General features: G+C 70.0%; 18 protein-coding genes. 10 read left to right on the forward strand and 8 right to left on the reverse strand.

Annotated features, from left to right (window positions below; translation table 11 throughout):
- Positions 1–8: 8 nt before the first annotated feature.
- Positions 9–947: a lipoyl synthase gene (lipA, locus tag AB0M51_RS03255; protein WP_344198147.1), complete on the reverse strand. Its 939-nt coding sequence runs from the start codon at positions 945–947 to the stop codon at positions 9–11.
- A 56-nt stretch (positions 948–1003) separates the two neighbouring features.
- Here lipA and AB0M51_RS03260 point away from each other — a divergent pair, with 56 nt between their 5' ends.
- The 5 genes from AB0M51_RS03260 (at position 1004) to AB0M51_RS03280 (ending at position 6261) form a co-directional block, all read left to right on the forward strand.
- The gene (locus tag AB0M51_RS03260) at positions 1004–2344 is read left to right on the forward strand and encodes a sensor histidine kinase (RefSeq protein ID WP_344198149.1); all 1341 of its coding nucleotides are present in this window, start codon (positions 1004–1006) and stop codon (positions 2342–2344) included.
- A 4-nt stretch (positions 2345–2348) separates the two neighbouring features.
- Positions 2349–3008: a response regulator transcription factor gene (locus tag AB0M51_RS03265; protein ID WP_344198151.1), complete on the forward strand. Its 660-nt coding sequence runs from the start codon at positions 2349–2351 to the stop codon at positions 3006–3008.
- Positions 3009–3144: 136 nt separating this feature from the next.
- Positions 3145–4026, forward strand: coding sequence for an ATP-binding cassette domain-containing protein (locus tag AB0M51_RS03270; RefSeq protein ID WP_344198153.1), 882 nt, complete (start codon positions 3145–3147; stop codon positions 4024–4026).
- Positions 4023–5189 (forward strand): ABC transporter permease, encoded by a 1167-nt coding sequence (locus AB0M51_RS03275; protein WP_344198155.1) that lies wholly within the window; start codon positions 4023–4025, stop codon positions 5187–5189. The genes AB0M51_RS03270 and AB0M51_RS03275 overlap by 4 nt, the downstream gene beginning before the upstream one ends.
- A 109-nt stretch (positions 5190–5298) precedes the next feature.
- Positions 5299–6261, forward strand: coding sequence for a LysR family transcriptional regulator (locus AB0M51_RS03280; protein ID WP_344198157.1), 963 nt, complete (start codon positions 5299–5301; stop codon positions 6259–6261).
- A 16-nt stretch (positions 6262–6277) separates the two neighbouring features.
- Here the strand turns inward: AB0M51_RS03280 and AB0M51_RS03285 are convergent, their stop codons facing one another.
- Positions 6278–7405 carry a hypothetical protein gene (locus AB0M51_RS03285; RefSeq protein ID WP_344198159.1) on the reverse strand — a complete coding sequence of 376 codons (1128 nt, stop codon included), beginning with the start codon at positions 7403–7405 and terminating at the stop codon, positions 6278–6280.
- An 87-nt stretch (positions 7406–7492) separates the two neighbouring features.
- Between AB0M51_RS03285 and AB0M51_RS03290 the strand changes: the two genes are divergently transcribed.
- Complete coding sequence (locus AB0M51_RS03290) at positions 7493–8794, forward strand: sulfatase-like hydrolase/transferase (RefSeq protein WP_363747904.1); 1302 nt, start codon at positions 7493–7495, stop codon at positions 8792–8794.
- 4 nt (positions 8795–8798) lie between these two features.
- Positions 8799–10178, forward strand: a complete 1380-nt coding sequence (locus AB0M51_RS03295; protein ID WP_363747906.1) for a sulfatase-like hydrolase/transferase — start codon at positions 8799–8801, stop codon at positions 10176–10178.
- Here the strand turns inward: AB0M51_RS03295 and lipB are convergent.
- Positions 10160–10876: a lipoyl(octanoyl) transferase LipB gene (gene lipB, locus AB0M51_RS03300; protein ID WP_363747908.1), complete on the reverse strand. Its 717-nt coding sequence runs from the start codon at positions 10874–10876 to the stop codon at positions 10160–10162. The two genes, AB0M51_RS03295 and lipB, sit on opposite strands and share 19 nt — an antisense overlap.
- 118 nt (positions 10877–10994) lie before the next feature.
- On the opposite strand from lipB, the gene AB0M51_RS03305 reads away from it, so the two are divergent.
- Positions 10995–13226 (forward strand): protein kinase, encoded by a 2232-nt coding sequence (locus tag AB0M51_RS03305; protein ID WP_363747910.1) that lies wholly within the window; start codon positions 10995–10997, stop codon positions 13224–13226.
- A gap of 20 nt (positions 13227–13246) precedes the next feature.
- Here the strand turns inward: AB0M51_RS03305 and AB0M51_RS03310 are convergent, their stop codons facing one another.
- The 3 genes from AB0M51_RS03310 to lpdA all read right to left on the reverse strand — a co-directional run bounded on the left by AB0M51_RS03310 (position 13247) and on the right by lpdA (position 17668).
- Positions 13247–14134, reverse strand: coding sequence for a TIGR01777 family oxidoreductase (locus tag AB0M51_RS03310; RefSeq protein ID WP_363747912.1), 888 nt, complete (start codon positions 14132–14134; stop codon positions 13247–13249).
- 85 nt (positions 14135–14219) lie between these two features.
- The gene (sucB, locus tag AB0M51_RS03315) at positions 14220–16160 is read right to left on the reverse strand and encodes a 2-oxoglutarate dehydrogenase, E2 component, dihydrolipoamide succinyltransferase (protein WP_363747914.1); all 1941 of its coding nucleotides are present in this window, start codon (positions 16158–16160) and stop codon (positions 14220–14222) included.
- 128 nt (positions 16161–16288) lie between these two features.
- On the reverse strand, positions 16289–17668 hold the full coding sequence (gene lpdA, locus AB0M51_RS03320) for a dihydrolipoyl dehydrogenase (RefSeq protein ID WP_344201693.1): 1380 nt from the start codon (positions 17666–17668) through the stop codon (positions 16289–16291).
- Positions 17669–17852: 184 nt separating this feature from the next.
- On the opposite strand from lpdA, the gene AB0M51_RS03325 reads away from it, so the two are divergent.
- Complete coding sequence (locus AB0M51_RS03325; RefSeq protein ID WP_344201691.1) at positions 17853–18170, forward strand: hypothetical protein; 318 nt, start codon at positions 17853–17855, stop codon at positions 18168–18170.
- On the opposite strand, the gene AB0M51_RS03330 is transcribed toward AB0M51_RS03325, so the two are convergent.
- Positions 18167–18937: a carbon-nitrogen hydrolase family protein gene (locus tag AB0M51_RS03330; RefSeq protein ID WP_363747917.1), complete on the reverse strand. Its 771-nt coding sequence runs from the start codon at positions 18935–18937 to the stop codon at positions 18167–18169. The two genes, AB0M51_RS03325 and AB0M51_RS03330, sit on opposite strands and share 4 nt — an antisense overlap.
- A 29-nt stretch (positions 18938–18966) precedes the next feature.
- Between AB0M51_RS03330 and AB0M51_RS03335 the strand changes: the two genes are divergently transcribed.
- Positions 18967–19605 carry a GntR family transcriptional regulator gene (locus AB0M51_RS03335; protein WP_344201685.1) on the forward strand — a complete coding sequence of 213 codons (639 nt, stop codon included), beginning with the start codon at positions 18967–18969 and terminating at the stop codon, positions 19603–19605.
- Here the strand turns inward: AB0M51_RS03335 and AB0M51_RS03340 are convergent.
- Positions 19592–20890, reverse strand: a complete 1299-nt coding sequence (locus AB0M51_RS03340; protein ID WP_344201682.1) for an MFS transporter — start codon at positions 20888–20890, stop codon at positions 19592–19594. The genes AB0M51_RS03335 and AB0M51_RS03340 overlap by 14 nt on opposite strands.
- Positions 20891–20923 lie beyond the last annotated feature (33 nt).

Below are 20923 nucleotides of genomic sequence, written 5' to 3' on the forward strand. Positions count from 1 at the left end.
GTCCTGTTTTATGCCTGAGCGGCGTTCATCCGTGACTCGACCGCCTGACGGTACAGCCGACCGGCGCGGTACGAGGACCGTACCAGCGGACCGGACATGACACCGGCGAATCCGATCTCCTGCGCCTCGGCGTCGAGCTCGACGAACTCCTCCGGCCGCACCCAGCGCTCGACCGGGTGGTGTCGCACCGAGGGCCGCAGGTACTGCGTGATCGTGATGATCTCGCACCCCGCCGCGTGCAGGTCCTTGAGCGCCTGGCTGACCTCGTCGCGGGTCTCGCCCATCCCGAGGATCAGGTTCGACTTGGTGACCAGGCCGTAGTCGCGGGCCTGGGTGATGACGTCCAGCGAACGCTCGTAGCGGAAGCCGGGCCGGATCCGGCGGAAGATCCGCGGCACGGTCTCGACGTTGTGCGCGAACACCTCCGGCCGGGAGGAGAACACCTCGGCCAGCTGCTCGGGTACGGCGTTGAAGTCGGGCGCGAGCATCTCGACGCCGGTGCCCGGGTTGAGCTCGTGGATCTGCCGGATGGTCTCGGCGTACAGCCAGGCGCCGCCGTCGTCCAGGTCGTCGCGGGCGACGCCGGTCACGGTCGCGTACCGCAGGCCCATGGTCCGCACCGACTCGGCCACCCGGCGCGGCTCGTCGCGGTCCAGCTCCTCCGGCTTGCCGGTGTCGATCTGGCAGAAGTCACAGCGCCGGGTGCACTGATCACCGCCGATCAGGAAGGTCGCCTCGCGGTCCTCCCAGCACTCGAAGATGTTCGGGCAGCCGGCTTCCTGGCACACCGTGTGCAGCTGCTCGGACTTCACGAGCTTCTGCAGCGCCTGGTACTCCGGGCCCATCTTGGCGCGGGTCTTGATCCACTCGGGTTTGCGCTCGATCGGGGTCTCCGCGTTGCGCACCTCGAGCCTGAGCAGTTTCCGTCCTTCTGGGGCGATCGTCACGCGTCCAAGGGTACGCGCCGCCGTTCAGGAGCGTTCCACCCGTAGGCTGATGAGCCATGTCCACCGTTGACCTGCGTTCGGATGCCGAACCGCTGACGCCACCCGCGTCCGGCAGCGGCGTGCGTGGCTGGACCCGTCCGGCGCCGACGGCCCGCGAGCGGCGGTACGACGTACTGCTCGGCCTCGGGATGGCGGTCGCCGGGGTGTTCGGGACCGAGCTCGCCCGGGGTGGGTCGCGGGTGCACGTCAGCCTCGGCATCGGGGGCGTCGAGCCGTACGTGCTGAGCGCCGCCGTCGCGCTGCCGCTGTGCTTCCGGCGCCGCTGGCCGATCCCGGTGGTGCTGGCGGTAGCGGTCCTGTTCGTGGTGAACGGCGAGCGGGCCGGGTTCTCCTTCCAGGGCAATCTGGTCACCCAGTCGACGATGTTCATGGCGATCTACGCCGCCGTCGCCTGGGCGAAGGACCGGCGGCTGATGAAGGCCGCGGTCGCGCTGGTGTTCATCGGGATGTTCGGCTGGCTGACGATCAACTTCGTCAAGGCGCTGCAGGCGAACGCGATCGAGGGCCCGAACCACGGGCTGTTCTCGCCGTACGTGTCGAACGTGATCATCACCGTCTCGCTGAACGTCCTGTACTTCTTCGGCGCGTACTTCTGGGGCCGTACGGCGTGGTCCACCGCGCGGCAGCGGTACGAACTCGAGGAGCAGGCGACCGAGCTCGCCGCCCAGCAGGAGGCGAATTCCCGGCGCGCGGTGATCGACGAGCGGCTGCGGATCTCCCGCGAGCTGCACGACGTGGTCGCGCACCACATCAGCAGCATCGGCATCCAGGCCGGCGGCGCGCGCCGGGTGATGGACACCGACCCGGACGCCGCGAAGAACGCGCTGAACGTGATCGAGGAGTCCAGCCGGAGCGCGGTGAACGAGATGCGCCAGCTGCTCGGCATGCTCCGCGCGGCCGACCCGGACCTCGACGTCGGTGCGCCGGACCCGAAGGCACCGCAGGCGGGGGCGGACCGGCTGCCGGCGCTGATCGCGGAGGCGAACGGGCTCGGCCTGGAGGTCGGGTTCCACCAGATCGGGGCCCCGGTCGAGCTGCCGAAGACGGTCTCGGTGTCGGTGTACCGGATCGCGCAGGAGGCGCTGTCGAACGTCCGCAAGCACTCGACCGCGCGCAGCGCCCACCTCACGCTGCGTTACCTCGGTGACGCGGTGGAGCTGGAGGTGCTGGACGACGGCCGGCCCAAGCACGCGCCGGTCGGCAGCCGGCTCGGCCACGTCGGGATCCGCGAGCGGGTCGCGCTGCTCGGCGGCGAGAGCGAGATCGGCCCGCGGCCCGTGGGAGGATTCCGGGTCCGGGTGCGGATCCCGATTGGAGTTGTGGTGGCAGGTGGGTGACGTGATGCGGGTTCTGCTGGTGGACGACCAGGATCTGGTCCGGGCCGGGTTCCGGATGATCCTGTCGGTCGAGCCGGAGATCGAGGTGGTCGGCGAGGCGTCCGACGGCGAGAAGGCGATCGAGCTGGCGCTCGCGCTGCGCCCGGACGTCGTCCTGATGGACGTCCAGATGCCCGGCATGGACGGGATCACCGCGACCCAGCGGATCGTCGCCGAGGACGCCGGGAAGGTCGTCATCCTGACCACGTTCGACCGCGACGACTACCTGTTCGAGTCGCTCGGGGCCGGGGCGAGCGGCTTCCTGCTGAAGAACACCGCGCCCGAGGACCTGGTCGAGGCGATCCAGATCGTGCACTCCGGGCACGCGCTGCTGGCGCCGGAGGTGACCCGGCGGGTGATCAAGCGGTTCACCGGCGGCGGCGAGCGCGTGTACCGGCCGGACCTGCTCGCGGACCTGACCGAGCGCGAACGCGAGGTGCTCGGCCTGATCGCCCGCGGCCTCACGAACACCGAGATCGCCGCCCAGTTGTACGTCGGTGAGGCGACCGTGAAGACGCACGTGTCCCGGGTGCTGCTCAAACTCGGCCTCCGCGACCGCGTCCAGGCGGTCGTCTTCGCGTACGAGTGCGGCCTCGTCACCCCCGGCGACGACGCCTCCGCCTGACCCCGTCCGTCGCGCGGATGACCTCGGTGGTCCGTCGCGCGGGCGACGTGCGCGCAGGGCCGTTCTCCATAGCTTTGTCATCGTCGGGTGGACCAGCCCGGCCGGGGGGCTGACCTTGATGGGAACGGTGACACACATGCTGAGGGTGAGTGGACTCACCCGGCGGTTCGGTGATCATCTGGCGCTGGACGACGTGACCTTCGACGTCGTACCGGGACGGATGACCGGGTTCGTCGGGGCCAACGGGGCCGGGAAGACGACGACGATGCGGATCATCCTCGGCGTCCTGGCGGCGACGGCCGGCGAGGTGCGCTGGCAGGACGGCCGGCTGACACAGGACGTCCGCCGCGACTTCGGGTACATGCCCGAGGAGCGCGGCTTGTACCCCAAGATGAAGATCCGCGACCAGCTGGTGTTCTTCGGCCGGCTGCACGGGCTCGGCCCGGAGCGGGCATTGGAGCGGACGGACCGGCTGCTCGAGCGGCTCGGGCTGGCCGAGCGCGCCACCGACGTACTCGAGACGCTGTCGCTGGGCAACCAGCAGCGCGTGCAGATCGCGGCCGCGCTGGTGCACGAGCCGATCGCGCTGGTGCTTGACGAGCCGTTCAGCGGGCTGGACCCGCTCGCCGTCGACGCGATGGTCGACCTGCTCCGGGACGAGGTCACGCCGGAGGTGCCGGTGCTGTTCTCGAGCCACCAGCTCGACCTGGTGGAGCGGCTGTGTGACGACCTCGTCGTACTGTCCCGCGGCAAGGTGGTCGCGGCCGGGCCGGTCGCGGAGCTGTCCGCCGGGTCCGCGGCGACGTACCGCCTGGTGGTGGAGGGCGACGCGGGCTGGCTGCGGGACGTGCGCGGGATCCAGGTGCGGGACGTGGCCGGCGGTACGGCGCTGTTCGACGTACTGGACGCGACCGTGGAGCAGAAGATCCTGCAGGAGGCGATCAGCCGCGGGCCGGTGCTGCAGTTCGGGCCGGAGCGGGTGGCGCTCAGCGACGTCTTCCGGGAGGCGACCCGATGAACATGCTCGACAGGCCGTGGGTGCTGATCGCCGAGCGCGAGATCAGCACGAAGCTGCGGGACAAGACGTTCGTCGGCTCGACCCTGGTGATGCTGCTGATCGTGATGGCCGCGACGAGCCTGCCGGCGGTCCTGGTCGGCAAGGGGAGCGCGGCGAAGATCGGCGTCGTCGACGACGCCGCCGCGAAGGTGGTGCAGCAGGCGTCGGCCACGGTCGGCGGCAAGGGGTACGACGTGGTCCGGCTGGCCGACCGCCCCGCCGCCGAGAAGGCCGTCACCGACGGCGACGTGAAGGCGGCACTGCTGCCCGGCACCGACGGGTACGTCGTACTCGGCAAGGACCAGGTCGACAGCAGTGTCGAGAGCGCGCTGCGGGAGGCCGCGTCGACGATCGGTACGGCGGCGAACGCGGCCAAGGCCGGGCTGACACCGGCCGAGCTGCACGCCGGGACGAAGGTCGAGGTCAGCCTGCTGAAACCCGGTCCGCTGCCGGATCTGGTGTCGCACTTCGTCAACATCGGGCTGGCACTGGTGTTCTACATGACCGCGCTCGGGTTCGGCATGATGATCGCGCAGAGCGTCGTCCAGGAGAAGGAGAGCCGGGTCGTCGAGATCCTGGCCGCCGCGGTGCCGATCCGCGCGCTGCTGTGGGGCAAGGTGCTCGGCAACACGGTGCTGGCGCTCGCGCAGATCGTGGTGATCGCCGGGGCCTCGCTCATCGGGCTGCTCGCCACCGACCAGGCCGCCGTACTCGAGGTGGTGGCTCCGGTCGCCGGGTGGTTCGTGGTGTTCTTCGTGCTCGGGTTCGTCGCGCTGGCCGGGCTGTGGGCGGTCGCCGGCTCGCTGGCCACGCGGCAGGAGGACCTGGGGTCGACCACACTGCCCGGGCAGATGATCCTGATGATCCCGTTCTTCTTCTCGGTGTTCGCCGGTACGTCGGCCAAGACGGTCGCGTCGTTCGTCCCGATCGCGTCGTCGATGTCGATGCCGGGACGGATGCTCACCGAGGACGTGCCGATCTGGCAGCCGCTGGTCGCGATCGCCGTGTTGCTGGCGACCACCGTGCTGATCGTGCGGATCGGTGCCCGGCTGTACGAACGGACCTTGCTGCAGACCGGCCGCCGGCTCGGTTACCGGGAGGCGTTGGCCCTCGAGGCGTCGTAGCTCATCGTCGCAGCCGGGTCCGGCGTTACAGCGGAGGGCCCGGCTGTGACGAAACCGCAATGTAGGTCGCCTGTGAGCTGTGCGTAGACCTCGACTACGGTCTCAACGCATGAACGTCGAGCTGCGCCATCTACGGGTGGTGGTCCTGGTGGCAGAAGCGGGGTCCGTCGGACGGGCCGCCCGCTGGCTCAAGGTCAGCCAGCCGAGCCTGACCGCGCAGCTCAAGCGGATCGAGGCCGCGTTCGGGGGAGAGCTCTTCGAACGCTCGCGCACCGGCGTGACCCCGACCCCGCTCGGGCGGTACGCCGTCGACCGTGCGCGGGCGATCCTGGTCGATGTCGACCACCTGTCCGCGACCGTGTCCGCGATGACCGCGGTCGAGTCGTCGGCGGTCCGGCTCGGCGGGTTCCCGACCGCGCCGATGTCCGGGATCGCGTCCCGGCTCCGCGACCACGGCGAGATCGAGCAGGTCAGCATCGAGGTCGAGTGGTCGTCGAGCGTGCTGCTGCAGCAGCTGGAGAGCGGGCGGCTGGACTTCGCGCTGCTCCGGGAGTTCCCCGGGTTCGAGCTGCGGCTGCCGTCCGGCGTCGAGGCGACCACGGTCGTCGAGTCGGAGTCGGCGTACGTCGCGTTGTCCGCCGACCACCCGGTCGCCGTCCGGACCCACGGCGAGATCGACCTGGCGGCGCTGTGCGACGAGGAGTGGATCGGGGAGCCGCCGGACGACAGCGGGTTCCACGTGCTGTTCCGGGCGGCCTGCGAGGCGGCCGGGTTCCAGCCGCGGGTGGAGCATCACTCGGTCGACACATCGGTGCTGATGGGCTTCGTGACGAGCGGGCAAGGCGTGGCGCTGATCTCGCCCACGTCGTACCGGATGCTGTCGTCGGACGTCACCACCCGGACGCTGGCCGGGGATCCGATCCATCGGAAGCTGGTGCTGGCCTGGAGTACGGACTCGCCGCGGGCGCAGATGGCGGGCGACGTCCTGGAGATGGCGAGTACGGCGTACTCGGAGGCGATCGCGGAGCACGCGCGGCGGGGGGAACACCCGCAGCGCATGCACGTCGCGTAGGCAGTGCCGGGGAGTACTAGGCCGGCTTGACGGCCGGCTTCTCGAAGGCGCTCAGAAAGAACTCACCGGTGTCCTCGGGGTCCTCCATCCGCTCCCGATACTGCGACCCCATCTCCTCCTTCGGCGAAACCCGCCCCGCCACGGCCTCCACCTTCTCCTCACCCGCAGCCGGCTTGGTCTCGACCGGCTTGGTCTCGACCGGCTTCGTCTCCTCAGCCGCCGGCCCCGCGCCCGCCGGCTCCTGCTTCACACCATCCGCCTGCACCTCGGCCGGCTGAGTCGGCTCGTCGTCGCTCGCCGCCTTCGACTCTTCGGCCACAGGACCCGCGGGCTTCTGCTCGGCTACCGGCGCGGCCGGCTCCTCGGCCACAGGACCCGCGGGCTTCTGCTCGGCTACCGGCGCGGCCGGCTCCTCGGCTGCGGGCTCCTCCTGCTGAGGTTCAGCGGCTGCTACGACCGTCTCCTCGCCGGACTGGTTGCTCTCGGCACCCGGCGCCGGGAACTGCCGCGTGTGCTCGAACTCCCCGGCCGCACCCACCGGGAACTGCCGGGTCTGCTCGTCCGCCTGGTTCCGCGGCTGCACCGGCTCCGGCTCGTCGAACAGGTCGTCGTACGAGCTGTGCGGCTGGTACGGCGCGGCCTCCTGATAGGTGCCCCCGGCAACCGGATACACGGCGGCGACGTCCGCCTCCTGCTGCGCCTGCGCCGCCTCCTGCTCCCGCTGCAGCCGCTCGGCCTCGGCCCGCTCCCGGCGGCGCCGCTGCACCCCGCGGACGATCAGCTGGATCGAGTACACCAGCGAGATCACCCCGAGGATCGGCACGACCCCGTTCAGCGTGTACTGCTTCGACCCCTCGATCATCCCGTTGGTCACCCCCGGGACGTCGTTCAGGAAGTTCGTGGTCCGGTTCGGGATCCAGAGCCAGCAGTAGACCAGGGTGCCGAACGCGGCGAACGCCCCGAGCGCCCCGGCGCCGGAGAAGTACGACACGACGGCCCAGAAGATCAGCGCGCCGATGCCGAAGGCCAGCGCCATCTCCTTCGCGTTCAGTTCGATACCACCCGGCGCCGCGAGCACCCCGAACACGGCCGGTCCGGCCAGAGCAACGGCTACGCCGAGCAAGAACCCAAGAAATTTGGACACAACCCCAAGGTAGCGACGAACAGCCGTCACACCCCGCAGACACTTCGGCACACCCCGGACCGGCAATCGCTTGCCTAAGGTGGAGCCATGCGTCCGCCGAACATCCTCGTCGTCCTGTCCGACGAACACACCGCCGCCGCTGCCGGCTGGGCCGGTCACCCGCAGGTACGAACGCCCCACCTGGATCACCTGGCCGCACAAAGCGTTTCGTTCGACCGTGCGTACACCAACAGCCCCATGTGCGTGCCGTCGCGGCTCTCGCTGATGACAGGTCGGTACGTGCACCAGATCGGGGCCTGGGACAACGGCGTCATCCCGGACCCGACGTACCGCACCTGGGGCCACCATCTGCGCGAAGCGGGCTACACCTCCGTCTTAGCGGGCCGTACGCATTTCAACGGGCCAGACCGATTGCTGGGCTTCGATCGCCGCCTCACTGACGACCTGGACTTCTGGCTGGACCACAGCGGCCGCCCACCACGCCGTACGGCGGACTGGCAACGCCCCACGAACTCCCACGTCACCGAACACGGCCCTGGCGATCACGTGCATACCCAGCACGACGTAGCGGCTACCGACGCAGCCCTGGAGTTCTTACGCGACCCGGGGGAGCCGCCCTTCCTGCTGTACGTCGGCTACATGCACCCGCACTTCCCGTTGGTCGCACCACCAGAGTTCCGAGAGCTGTACGACGCCGCTGACGTAGAACTGCCGGTTGTCGCCGACGAGCAGCACCCCGTGATCTCGTTGCTACGTCACGGCTTCCGCAACGACGAGCCGGTGACAGAAGAGCAGCTACGCGAGGCAACGGCCTGCTACTGGGCGCTGATCAGCCACTTGGACTTCCAGATCGGCCGGTTGCTGGCGGCAGTACCGGACGACACCGTGGTCATCTACACCAGTGATCACGGCGAAATGGCCGGCCACCAAGGCATCTGGCAGAAGCAGTGCTTCTACGAACCCGCCGTACATATCCCGCTGCTCCTACGTCACCCGGCGCTGGAGCCCGCCCGCGCCGACGCCCAGGTCAGTCTCGTCGACCTGCTCCCTACCCTCCGAAACATCGCAGGGCTGCCACCGGATCCGGCCCTGCCCGGCCAGTCGCTCCTCGACCCCCACGACCGTCCGGTGTTGTCGGAGTACCACGCCCAAGGCATGCTCAACGGCGGTTTCATGCTCAAATCCGGCCCCTGGAAGTACTGCTACTACGGCAAAGCCCACCCTCCAGAGCTCTTCAACCTCGACGAGGACCCACAAGAGTTGCACGACCTCTCCGCTGAGACGCCTCTGGTGCAACGCCTGGACGCTGAGTTGAGACTGCTACTCGACCCAGACGCCACCGACGCCCGCGCCAAGGCAGACCAGGCCGTACGTCTTTCGAGAGGATGAGCCCTTGCCCGCTCCGAACATCCTGCTGATCGTGTCCGACGACCACGGCTACGCCGACCGTGGCGGTCTCGGACTGCATCCGGACGTACAGACACCGGCCCTGGACCGGCTGGCAGCCGAGGGCGTGACCTGCACCGACGCCTACGTGACAGCACCGATCTGCAGCCCGTCGCGAGCATCCATCATCTCCGGCCGCTACCAGCAGCGATGGGGCGGCCAATGGTTCGACTCCGCCGCCTTCCCACCGGACGACGTACCAACGCTGGCCGAGGTACTGCGTGACCAGGGCTACCGCACCGGCTACTTCGGCAAGGTGCACTACGGCAAAGAGGACGTGGGGGACAGGGCGTGCCCACCACACCATGGCTTCGAGGAGACCCTCTACGGACTCGCGGGGCAGTCGTTCGGACGGCTGAACTACCTGCACCACTCTGCGGAAGCAGTGGAGTCCTACGGCCAGTCCGCAGCGCACCACATGGCTGTGCAGCCGCTGCTGTCCGGTGACGAGCCCGTCGAGCACGAGGGCTTCCTGACCGCTGAGTTCGGCCGCCGCGCAGCGGAGTTCATCACCGCGGAGGACGAGCGCCCGTACTTCTGCATGGTCGCGTTCAACGCCGTCCACAACTTCTGCTGGCAACTGCCGGAGGCCGAGCTGAAGGCCCGTGGCCTGCCGACCTTCCGTGACTGGTCGCCGGAGGCAGACGGCCCGTTCATGGAGTGGTACGACGACGTGATCGTGCCGAACCTCCCGCACGGCCGCGAGTACTACCTGGCGCAGCTGGAGCTGATGGACGCCGAGATCGGGCGGCTGCTCGACGCGGCCGGCGACGACACGATCGTCGTGTACGTGACCGACAACGGCGGGTCGACCTGCAACTTCGGCGACAACGCGCCGCTGCGCGGGACGAAGTACACCCTCTGGGACGGCGGCATCCGCATCCCGATGCTCTGGCGCTGGCCGGACCGGCTGCCGGCAGGTCGTCGTACGGACGCACTCCTGAGCACTCTCGACCTGGTACCCACGCTCGCGGCCGCGGCCGGCGCAACGCTGGAGGGTACGGACGGCGTCGACATCCTGCCGGTGCTCTCCGGATCGGTCGAGGTCGCGCACGAGGACCTGCACTGGGACTGCGGATTCCAGTGGGCGGTCAGGTCGGGCGACTGGAAGCTCAGCTGGGTCGACGACAACGAGAACACCCGGCATCTGCGCGACTACGAGCACGCGCCGATGGGGGAGGGCTGGTTCCTCGCGAACCTGGCCGACGATATCGGCGAGCAGCAGAACGAGCTGTCAGCGCAACCCGAGATCGCCGCCCGGTTGCGCGCGCTGCACAGTTCCTGGCGTGTGGAAGTCGGTCTGGAGCCTCAGACGGTCAACCCGTAGGTGATCGCGGTCGGCGGCTCCTCGTGGTGGTCGATGTCCGGGCTGCGCTGGTACTCGTTCCAGGCGAGGAACTCGTCGAGGTGCCGCCGCACCGGGTCCAGGACCTCGGCGACCGTGACCTCACGACCGAGCTCCTTCGACAGCGTGGTCACGTCCGCGTCGGAGATCCCGCAGGGCACGATCCGGTCGAACCAGGCGAGGTCGTTGTTGCAGTTCAGCGCGAAACCGTGCATGGTCACGCCCTGCGCGACCCGGATCCCGATCGCGGCGATCTTCCGCTCCCGTCCGCGCTCGTCGGCAGCGACCCAGACACCGCTGCGCCCCTTGACCCGTCCGGTCCGCACGCCGAGCTCCGCGCAGACGCCGATCAGCGCTTCCTCGAGGCGGCGGACGTAGTCCACGACGTAGACGTGGGAGGCGAGCTTCACGATCGGATACCCGACCAACTGTCCAGGCCCGTGCCAGGTGATCTTGCCGCCCCGGTCGACATCGACCACCGGCGTCCCGTCGAGTGGCCGCTCGTGCGGCTCGGTGCGCTTACCGGCCGTGTAAACCGGCGGGTGCTCCAGCAGAATCACCGTGCCACCGTCGGTGCCCTCAGCAACCTGCGCATGCAACCGCCGCTGCTCAGCCCACGCGGTCTCGTAATCCACCGCACCCGCACCGAACCCGGCCTCGACGTACCTGATCGCACTCACGCTCCCGAGTGTAGGTCCCACCCACCCGACCCATCCGCGGGGTACGTCTCCACCCGCCCGGCGGGAGCCTGTGGATAACTTCCGCGGGGGTGTTCGCGATCGGTGCATCCTCTTGGACATGGACCTCGCAGACCTCGCCGGCTACAGCCTGCGTCGGCAGTTGGGCTCCGGATCCGCCGGCACCGTCTGGCAGGTCCGGGACCGCGCAACCGGCCGCAATGCCGTGCTCAAACACATCCCCGCCGGCGCTCTCCCCGACAGCCACCGCGTCCGCGAGGACCTCACCAAACTGGCCCGCCTCCGCCATCCGCACCTGGCCCGCCTGGTGGAGTTCCGTGAAACCGACACCGGCTGGCTGCTGATCAGCCAGCACCTGGCCGCCGGGACACTAACCGCCCTCCTGACCCGCAGAGGCCCACTCACCAAAGGCGAACTGGTCACCCTGCTGACCCCACTCGCCTCGGCCCTTTCCTACCTCCACGACTACGGCCTGACCCACGGCTCGATCACCCCGAACAACATCATGTTCGACGCTGACGGCCGGCCCATCCTCACCGACCCAGCCCTCCACGCAGGCACCCCCGAAGCCGACACCCAAGCCCTGTCCCACCTGGCCCACCAAGCCGGCGCCGACCCCCACCCCTTCGCCTCCACCCTCTTCACCACCCCACCCCTCAACTCCATCCCCACCCGCCTCCTCACCCTCGCCCAACCCGCCCCCATAGAACTAGCCATCCCCCCAGAAGGCCTCCTCCCAACCCCAGCACCCCCACCAACAACCCCCACCCCCGAACCCACCCCACCACCGCCCCCCACCCAAGACCCCCTACCCACCACCCCACCCAAGCCGAACCCCACCCAGCAACCGCCCGACCCCGGGCCAGGGGCCAGCCCTGTGGCCAACCGTGGGACCAACCGTGCGCCGCAGCCGTTCACACCCACTACCGCGAACACCACTAGCGGCACCAACCGTCGCCAGAACCCACCCACTGCGCCACCCGACGATGACGACCCGCCGTCGCTCGCCCGCAACCCGCTGGGCCCGCCGCCACCAAACCCGGCCAAACCACGGCCAACCCACGAACCCCAGCCTCAACACCCAGCCGCCGCCCCAAGCCCAAAACGAGCCCGCGTAAGCCGCCGCACCAAAACCCCCACCGGCCGCACAATCCGCACCACCCGCTCCGCGCGCCTCGGCACCCCGCACAGCATGTCCCTCAGCCACACGCACGAGGCCAACCAACAGAACGCGGCCGGCGCCCAAGTCGAACGGAGACACCTCGCCGGCAAACCCAAGGAGACAGCTCACCTCATGACAGCTGAAACAGCCGGTCGTGGCGCTGAAGCACCGCGCGGTGCCGCGACCGACGGCCCGGTGGCAGCTGCGGATACAGCCCGCCACCGGGAGACAGGAGGTGACACCGCGAGCGATGTCACCTCCGCCGATGCCGTCGGCCACGCTGATGCAGGTGGTCGTGGTTTTGGCGGTGCGGAGTTGCGTGGTGGGCTTTGGGGAGATGGGCAGGTGCGGCGTGGGGATAGGTCCCGGCGCGTTCGTCGGCGGCGGGGTGCGGTTGTCGGTGGGCGGAGGTTCGGGCGCTTCACCCATCCTGCGTACGGCGTACTCGCGGCGGTGGCGGCCGGTGCCGTCGTCGTACTTGTGCTGGGTATCGCCGCGGTGCGCACCGTCGACACCTCGACGACCGCACAGCCGGAATCCCACCAACCACAGACGACACTCACGCAGCCAACCGGGGGCGTGTCCACGCAGCCCGCGACTGAGCAGACAACCTCAGCTCGGCCCACCACCACGCCGACGGTGACAACACCCGGTCGACCGCCGACGTCGACGAACCAGCCGACGGGAGAGACGACGCGGGCGGGGGAGCCTACGCGGGCCTCGGCTGGGGAGAGGTTGGCTGGGCGGGCGACGATTGCGACTGTTGATCCGGAAGTGTGGATGCGGACGTTGGAGGTGCTTGATGCTCAACGTTCGCAGGCGTTCTGGAGCCTCGACGCGGCTGCTCTCGACAAGATCTATCTGCCGGGTAGCTCGCCTTGGGTTGCAGACCGGGCGTTGCTGGCGAGCTACCGGAAGCAGAACGTGCGGGTCCAGGGTCTCCGGATCACCATAGTCAGCACCACGATTGCCGCCCGCACGGCGACCACCATCACGCTCCGCACTGTCGACCACCTCACCGCCGGGGAAGCCGTCGACCGGTTCGGCGCCAGGACTCCATTCCCAGCAGGTCAGCCGTCAGCCCGACTGATCACCCTCACCGCCGTACGTCCGAATCCGAGCAACCCGAACAACCAACCCTGGCGCATCACCACGATCACCCGAGCCTGACTATGTGTGAGGCAGCCGGATCAGGTCAGGGCGGCGGAGATGGCGGTGGCTACTTGGGGGTGGTGGAAGGCGAAGCCGGTGGACTGGAGGCGGGTGGGTAAGGCTCGTTTGCTGCCTAGGAGTTCCCAGGCGAATTCGCCAAGCGCCAGCTGCATCAGGGGTCCCGGGACGGGAACGAAGGACGGGCGGTGGAGGGCTGTCGCCAGCGCCTCGGTGAATTCGTTGTTGGTGGCGGGCGTCGGTAGCGTGATGTTGACCGGGCCGTTCACCGCGTCGTTCTCGGCTACGTGGCGGACGGCGCGGACCCAGTCGATGAGGGACACGACCGGGAAGTACTGCGTTCCCGGGCCGAGGCGACCGCCCAGGCCGATGCGGAACGGGAGTGACAGGAGCTGGAACGCCGGGGCCTTGCGGTCCAGAACGACGCCCGTACGGAGGGCGGCCACTCGGCAGCCGGCTGCCCGGGCGGGTTCGAGAGCACCTTCCCAGAGCCGTACGACGTCGGCGAGGAAGCCGTCACCGAGGTCCGAGTCCTCTGTGAGGATGCGGTCGCCGAGATCGGTGCCGTAGCCGCCGATTCCGCTCTGCGTGATCAGGACGGGCGGGCGGTCGAGTTGCGTCGCCGCGGCTGCCAGCGTGGACGTCGTCCGGACGCGGCTCTCGCGGATCGTCATCCGGTACGTCGGCGTCCACGGGCGGCCGATGTTCGCGCCGGCCAGGTTGACCAGTACGTCGGGGTCGTCGAGTGCGGCGGGATCCAGGTCGCCGCGGGCCGGGTCCCAGCGGAACTCGTCCGGCGCCGACGGGGTACGCCGTACCAGCCGCAGTACTTGGTGGCCGTCGGCAACCAGATCGCGGGCGAGGGCCCGGCCGAGGAAGCCGGACGCGCCGGCCAGTACATATTTCATCCCGCACTACTCCCTGTCGGGTAAACGAGAAGCGCCGGTGGCCGTCCCCCGGGGAGGACAGGCACCGGCGCCGTCGTCGATCGGATCAGACGTCGAACTGGGCCTCTTCGAGGCGCTGCTTCACGGCCGTCAGGTACCGGGCCGCGTCGGCACCGTCGACCAGACGGTGGTCGTAGGTCAGCGCCAGGTACACCATCTGCCGGATCGCGATCGTCTCGCCGAGCTCCGGGTGGGTGATGACGACCGGGCGCTTCACCACGGCACCGGTCCCGAGCATGCCGACCTGCGGCTGGTTCAGGATCGGGGTGTCGAACAGCGCGCCGCGGCTGCCGGTGTTGGTGATGGTGAACGTGCCGCCCGCCATCTCGTCCGGCAGCACCTTGTTGTTGCGGGTGCGGTCGGCGAGGTCGGCGATCTTCTTCGCCAGGCCGGCGATGTTCAGGTCGCCGGCGTTGTGCACGACCGGGACCATCAGGCCGCGCTCCACGTCCACCGCGATGCCGAGGTGCTCGGCGGCGTGGTACGTGATCTCGCCCTTCTCCTCGTCGATCGACGCGTTCAGCTTCGGGTACTGCTTCAGCGCGTCGACAGCGGCGAGCGCGAAGAACGGCAGGAAGGACAGCTTGGTGCCCTCGCGGGCCTCGAACTCGGCCTTCTTCGCGTTCCGCAGCTTGGCGATCTCGGTGACGTCGACCTCGACCACCGTGGTCAGCTGGGCCGAGACCTTGAGGCTGTTCACCATGTGCGCGGCGATCGCCTTGCGGATCCGGCTCATCTTCTCGGTGGTACCGCGCAGCGGGCTGACTGCCGGCGCCTGTGCAGCGGCGGGCGCCGACGCGGCCGGAGCGGCGGCGGGCGCGGAGGCCGCGGCGGCCTTCTTGGCCTCGGCGGCGGCGATGACGTCCTGCTTACGGATGCGGCCGCCGACGCCGGTGCCCTGTACCGCGTTCAGGTCGACGGAGTGCTCCGCGGCGAGCTTGCGGACCAGCGGGGTGACGTAGTTCGGGCCGTCGGTGGCGGCGCCGTTCGGGGAAGGGGCCGAAGCGGCAGGAGCAGCCGGCGCCGAAGCAGCAGCCGGTGCAGCGGCAGGAGCCGGAGTGGGTGCGGCGGCCGGGGCGGGTGCCTGAGCGGACCGAGCCGGGGCGGGTGCCTGAGCCGGAGCAGGTGCCTGAGCCGAGGCCTGAGCCGGGGCAGCCGGGGCAGCGGCAGGAGCCGGAGCCTGGGCAGGGGCTGGGGCTTCGGCGGGCGCGGCAGCCTGGGCGGGGGCCGGGGACTCTGCGGCGGGTGCGGCGGCCGGGGTGGCGGAGCCCGAGCCGACGATGGCCAGTTCGGCGCCGACCTCGACGGTTTCGTCCTCGGCGACCTTGATCTCCAGCAGCTTGCCGGCGATCGGGCTCGGGATCTCGGTGTCCACCTTGTCGGTGGAGACCTCGAGCAGCGGCTCGTCCACGGCTACGTCGTCGCCGACCTGCTTCAGCCAGCGGGTGACGGTGCCCTCGGTGACGCTCTCGCCGAGCGCCGGCAGGGTTACCGACGTACCGGATGCGGCCTGGGATGCGTTGGTCTCGGCGGCCGGGGACTCTGCCTGGGTCGAGTCGGCGGCGGCCGCGGAAGGAGCGTCGGAGGCCTGGGCCGCGGGGGCAGCAGCAGCCGGCGCGGCGGCCGGAGCCGGGGCAGAAGCCGGAGCCGGGGCAGAAGCCGGAGCGGCAGCGGGCGCTGGGTCCGCGGCGGCCTCCGCAGCGGGGGCCTCAGCGGCGGGAGTGTCGGCGGAGGGGGCGGGGGCCTCGCCGGCGTCGCCGATGACGGCGAGTTCGGCGCCGACCTCGACGGTCTCGTCTTCGGCGGCCTTGATCTCCAGCAGGGTGCCGGCGACAGGGCTCGGGATCTCGGTGTCCACCTTGTCGGTCGACACCTCCAGCAGGGGCTCGTCGACGGCCACCGTGTCACCGACCTGCTTGAGCCAGCGGGTGACGGTTCCTTCGGTGACGCTCTCCCCGAGGGCCGGCAGGGATACAGAGGTCGGCATGACGGTCGTTGCTCCTTCGTCTGATCGGTCGAGTGTCAGCCTACGGTGCCGCCGGAGCGCGCGGGATCCGGGTCACGGCCATCCTCAGCGCTCCTGCGACCCCAACCTACTGGGATGAACCAGCAGGGTCAGTCATGGAAGTGCAAAGGTTTCCCGGCCAGCGCCAGATGTGCCTCGCCGAGGGCCTCGTTCTGGGTCGGGTGGGCGTGCACCAGCGGCGCGACGTCGGCCGGGTACGCCTCCCAGTTGTAGATCAGCTGCGCCTCGCCGATCAGCTCGCCGACACGCGAGCCGACCAGGTGCAGGCCGACGACCGCGCCGTCGCGGGCGCGGACGAGCTTCACGAAACCGGAGGTCTTGAGGATCTGCGACTTGCCGTTCGCGCCGAGCGGGTAGTTGAGGACGTCGACCTCGCCGTACTTCGCCCGCGCCTGCTCCTCGGTCAGCCCGACCGAGGCGACCTCGGGCTCGGAGTAGGTCACCCGCGGGATGCCGGACTCGTCGATCGGCGTCGGTGACAGGCCGGCGAGGTGCTCGGCGACGAAGATGCCCTGCTGGAACCCGCGGTGCGCGAGTTGCAGCCCCGGGACGATGTCGCCGACCGCGTACACGCCGGGCACGCTCGTCTGCAGCGTCGCGTCGACGGTCACGAACCCGCGGTCGAGCGCCACGCCGACCTCTTCGTACCCGAGGCCGGCGGTGTTCGGGCCACGCCCGACCGCGACCAGCAGTACTTCGGCCTCGATGACCTCGCCGCCCGCGACCCGGACCTGCACCCCGGAGTCGGTCACCGTGACCGACTCGAACGGCGTACCGGTCTTGAAGGCGATCTTCCGCTTCCGGAATGCTCGCTCCAGCGCCTTCGAGGAGTCGGCGTCCTCGGCCGGGACCAGTCGCGGCAGCGCTTCGACGATCGTCACGCGGGTGCCGAACGACGTCCACGCGGACGCGAACTCGACCCCGATCACGCCGCCGCCGAGGACCACCGCGGACTCCGGCACCCGGTCGAGCGTCAGCGCGTGCTCGCTCGCGATCACCCGGTGACCGTCGAGCTCCAGCCCGGGCAGCGACTTGGAGTAGGAGCCGGAGGCAAGGATCACGTTGCGGCCGGTGTACGTCGTGTCGCCGACCTGGACCGTGGTGGGCGAGGTGAGCCGCCCCTCACCCTCGATGACCGTGATGCCGCGTGCCTTCAGCTGGCCCTGCAGACCCTTGAACAACCGCTCGACGACGCCGTCCTTGTACTTGTTCACGCCGCCCATGTCGACGCCCTCGAGCGTCGTCCGGACCCCGAACTGCTCGCCTTCGCGCGCCGAGTCCGCGACCTCGGCGGCGTGCAGCAGCGCCTTGGTCGGGATGCAGCCGCGGTGCAGACAGGTGCCGCCGACCTTGTCCTTCTCGATCAGCGCCACGGACAGGCCGAGCGTCGCGGCCCGCAGTCCGGCGGCATAACCGCCGCTGCCGCCGCCGAGGATCACCAGGTCGTACGTCGTACCAGCGTCAGTCACAGGTTCCTCCGTGGGTCCGGTCGAAGCAGGCGGTCCCGGATCGCGGGCCCCGCCCCTCGCCATCCTTTCACCGATAACCCGCGGATCCACGCCCGGGCCGGGTCCGGCGTGCCGACGGCGATCGGGCGCAACCGTTATCCAGGTTTCCGGGGCCGACTTGCACACATAGTGGACACTTGGCGTCATGAAGTGGTTCGGTCGCCGGCGGAAGGCCGGAACGATGCGCCGGGCGGACGCCCCGGACCAGGCGCACCTGCGGGAGTTCGCCCAGAGCCGCCAGGGCGTCGAAGGCTTCGTCGAGCCCAAGACGGCGGTCACCGACTACACCTTGCTGCTGGTCGCCATCGACGGCGAGTGGACCCGTCGGCGGGTCCCGTCGGTCAAGTGGGCGCACGACTTCGCGAACCGGCTCGGCATCCCGTCGTACGACGCGGCCGTGGTCGGCTACCCGCCCCGGATGCGCGAGTACAACGCCCGGATGAAGAAGAACGGCCGCGGCTAGAGGACCGGCACCCGGGCCCGGACCGACGCGACCACGTCCGTGTCGACTGTCGCGTGCAGGATTCCGGCGGCGCCGTCGAGCCGCGCGTGGGTCTGGCCGAGCGGCCCGGTGAGGCTGCTCCGCCCGATCCCGAGCGGATCGGTCCCCGTCGGCGGCACGTACGCCTGGTCGCACGCGAGCAGGTACGCCTGCGCGTCCGCGGCCCGGGCCCGGGTGAGCAGGTCCCACTGCTCTTCCTTGCCGGGTCCCGCACCCCACGACGCCGGTACGACGACCAGGTCCGCCCCGAGTCGCCCGAGCTCCGTGAACTGGCCGGCGAATCGCAGGTCGTAGCACGTCGCCAGCCCGACGGTCAGCCCGCGGTAACCGAAGCTGACCAGGCTGTTGCCCGGCGCAACCGTGTCGGACTCGCGCGAGCCGAACGCGTCGTACAGGTGGATCTTCCGGTACGTCGCCTCGACGCCCGGGCCGGTGGCGAGCAAGGTGTTGTGCACGCGCCCGTCGGTGGCCGGCTCGAACAGGCCGGCGACCACGACGATCCCGAGGTCCGCGGCCACTTTCCGCAACCCGGTCGCGAACGGTCCGTCGAGCGGCTCGGCCACTGTCGCCAGGTCGGTGCCGAAGCACGCCGACGTGGCCTCGGGGAGCGCGACCAGTTCGGCCCCGGCGGCCGCCGCACGCCGTACCGCGTCGGTCGCCGTGGCAAGGTTGGCGACCGGATCCGGGCCGGCGGTGAGCTGGGCCGCCGCCACGTGCAGGACTGTCATCAGGACCTCCGAGACTGTATACATGAGGTATGCAATTGAGTGGGGATTCCGGGCGGGACCGCGCCTACCAGCACCTGCGGGCGGTCGTGCTGAGCGACCCGGCGGTGTCGGGGACGTTCATCAACGAGCAGGCGGTCGCGACCGAAGTGGGGATCTCGCGGACGCCGGTCCGGGAGGCGCTGTTGATGCTCGCCGCCGAGGACCTGGTGCAGCTCGTCCCGCACCGCGGCGCGTTCGTTGCGCCGGTGCCGGGCCGGGAGATCGCGGAGATGATGCAGGCCCGCGGCGTGATCGAGTGCTGGGCCGCGACGACCGCGATGGCGGCCGGGAGCACTCCGGTGGCGGCGATGTCGGCGGTGCTCGACCAGCAACGCGAGATTGTCGGCGACGGCGACGCGAAGCAGTTCATCGAGCTGGACAGCCAGTTCCACGCGCTGCTGGTCGAGGCGGCCGGCAACTCGGTGCTCGGCCGGCTGTACGACAACCTGCGCGCCAAGCACGTCGTACTGGGGCTGGTTGCCCTGCAACGAAGCGCGACCAGAAGGCAAGAGGTCGTTGCCGAGCATCAGGCGATCGTCGACGGTCTCGCGGCCGGAAAGCCCAACGCGGCCGAGAAGGCGATCCTCAGCCACCTGGACTCCACGGGCGCGCTTCTCATGCACGGCTGACAACCAGGTCCTGCGGCTCGTCCTGTACAGCCCGGCCGAGCCGCAACCCGACCAGGGTGATCACACAAGCCACCACGATGTACGTCGCGATCGCGTAGCCGGAGCCTGTCTTCGCCAGGAAGTACGTGAACGCCAGCGGCGCCAGCGCACCACCGATGACGCCCGCGAACGTGTAGGCGAGCGAGCTGCCCGTGTAGCGCAGCCGTGCCGTGAACTGCTCCGACACGAACGCTGCCTGCGGCCCGTACATGAGTGAGTGGAACAGCAGCCCGATCACCACACCCGGCAGCAGCGTCGCCAGTGACGACGCCATGGCGAAGAACACGACGCTCCAGACCGCTCCGCCGACAGCACCGATCGCATAGACGGTACGACGCCCGTACCGGTCCGACAGCCAGCCGGACAGCGGAATCAGCGCGACCTGACAACCGGAGCCGACCAGAACCGCGGCAACGGCCTGGCCGCGGCTCATGCCCAGGTCTTTGGTCGCATAGGTGAGGACGAAGACCGCGAACATCGCATAGAGCACGTCGGGTCCGACGCGCGCCAGGATCGCCGCGACGAGCGGTCGCGTCTCGTTCCGCAGTACTTCGGACACCGGGGCCGCCGGGCGCTCGCCGCGTGCCTCCAGTTCGCGGAACACGGGCGTCTCCTCGAGCTTCGTCCGGATCAGCAGGCCGAAGGCAACCAGTACGGCGGACAGCAGGAACGCGACCCGCCAGCCCCAGCTCAGGAACGCGTCCGCGGACAACACACCCGCCAGCACCGCCAGCACTCCGTTGGCGAGCAGTGTCCCGAGCGGCGGCCCGACCTGCGCGGCCGACGCCCAGAAGCCGCGCTGATCCGGCTTGCTGAACTCGCTGCTCAGCAGCACCGCGCCGCCCCACTCGCCACCCACACCGACGCCCTGGGCGAACCGGAGGACGACCAGCAGTGTCGGCGCCAGGGCACCGGCTTGTGCATGCGTCGGCAGGATCCCGATGCAGAACGTGGCCACGCCGATCAGCAGCAGCGTCGCGACCAGCACGCGCTTGCGGCCGATCACGTCGCCGAGCCGGCCGAAGAAGATACCGCCGAGCGGCCGGGCGACGTACCCGACGGCGTACGTCGCGAACGCCTGCAGCGTCCCGGTGAGCGGCTCGCTGCCCGGGAAGAAGACGTCGCCGAAGACGAGCGCGGCGGCCGAGGAGTAGACGGCGAAGTCGTACCACTCCAGCGAGGTGCCGGACAGGCTCGCGGCGAACGCCTTCACGAGCCCGCGGCGGTCAGGGTCAGCAGTAGGCATCGGGTGGACCTCCAGGGTGGGGTTGCTACATAC

It is taken from the genome of Kribbella sp. NPDC051137 (assembly GCF_040682535.1).
In the GTDB taxonomy this organism is placed as follows: Bacteria; Actinomycetota; Actinomycetes; order Propionibacteriales; family Kribbellaceae; genus Kribbella; species Kribbella karoonensis.

Coding starts and splice junctions, on each gene's coding strand:
- AB0M51_RS03340 (WP_344201682.1), bottom strand. CDS start 20,890: ATGCCTACTGCTGACCCTGACCGCCGCGGGCTCGTGAAGGCGTTCGCC.
- AB0M51_RS03280 (WP_344198157.1), top strand. CDS start 5,299: ATGAACGTCGAGCTGCGCCATCTACGGGTGGTGGTCCTGGTGGCAGAA.
- AB0M51_RS03270 (WP_344198153.1), top strand. CDS start 3,145: ATGCTGAGGGTGAGTGGACTCACCCGGCGGTTCGGTGATCATCTGGCG.
- AB0M51_RS03310 (WP_363747912.1), bottom strand. CDS start 14,134: ATGAAATATGTACTGGCCGGCGCGTCCGGCTTCCTCGGCCGGGCCCTC.
- AB0M51_RS03275 (WP_344198155.1), top strand. CDS start 4,023: ATGAACATGCTCGACAGGCCGTGGGTGCTGATCGCCGAGCGCGAGATC.
- AB0M51_RS03325 (WP_344201691.1), top strand. CDS start 17,853: ATGAAGTGGTTCGGTCGCCGGCGGAAGGCCGGAACGATGCGCCGGGCG.
- sucB (WP_363747914.1), bottom strand. CDS start 16,160: ATGCCGACCTCTGTATCCCTGCCGGCCCTCGGGGAGAGCGTCACCGAA.
- AB0M51_RS03335 (WP_344201685.1), top strand. CDS start 18,967: ATGCAATTGAGTGGGGATTCCGGGCGGGACCGCGCCTACCAGCACCTG.
- AB0M51_RS03265 (WP_344198151.1), top strand. CDS start 2,349: ATGCGGGTTCTGCTGGTGGACGACCAGGATCTGGTCCGGGCCGGGTTC.
- AB0M51_RS03330 (WP_363747917.1), bottom strand. CDS start 18,937: ATGACAGTCCTGCACGTGGCGGCGGCCCAGCTCACCGCCGGCCCGGAT.
- AB0M51_RS03290 (WP_363747904.1), top strand. CDS start 7,493: ATGCGTCCGCCGAACATCCTCGTCGTCCTGTCCGACGAACACACCGCC.
- AB0M51_RS03305 (WP_363747910.1), top strand. CDS start 10,995: ATGGACCTCGCAGACCTCGCCGGCTACAGCCTGCGTCGGCAGTTGGGC.
- AB0M51_RS03260 (WP_344198149.1), top strand. CDS start 1,004: ATGTCCACCGTTGACCTGCGTTCGGATGCCGAACCGCTGACGCCACCC.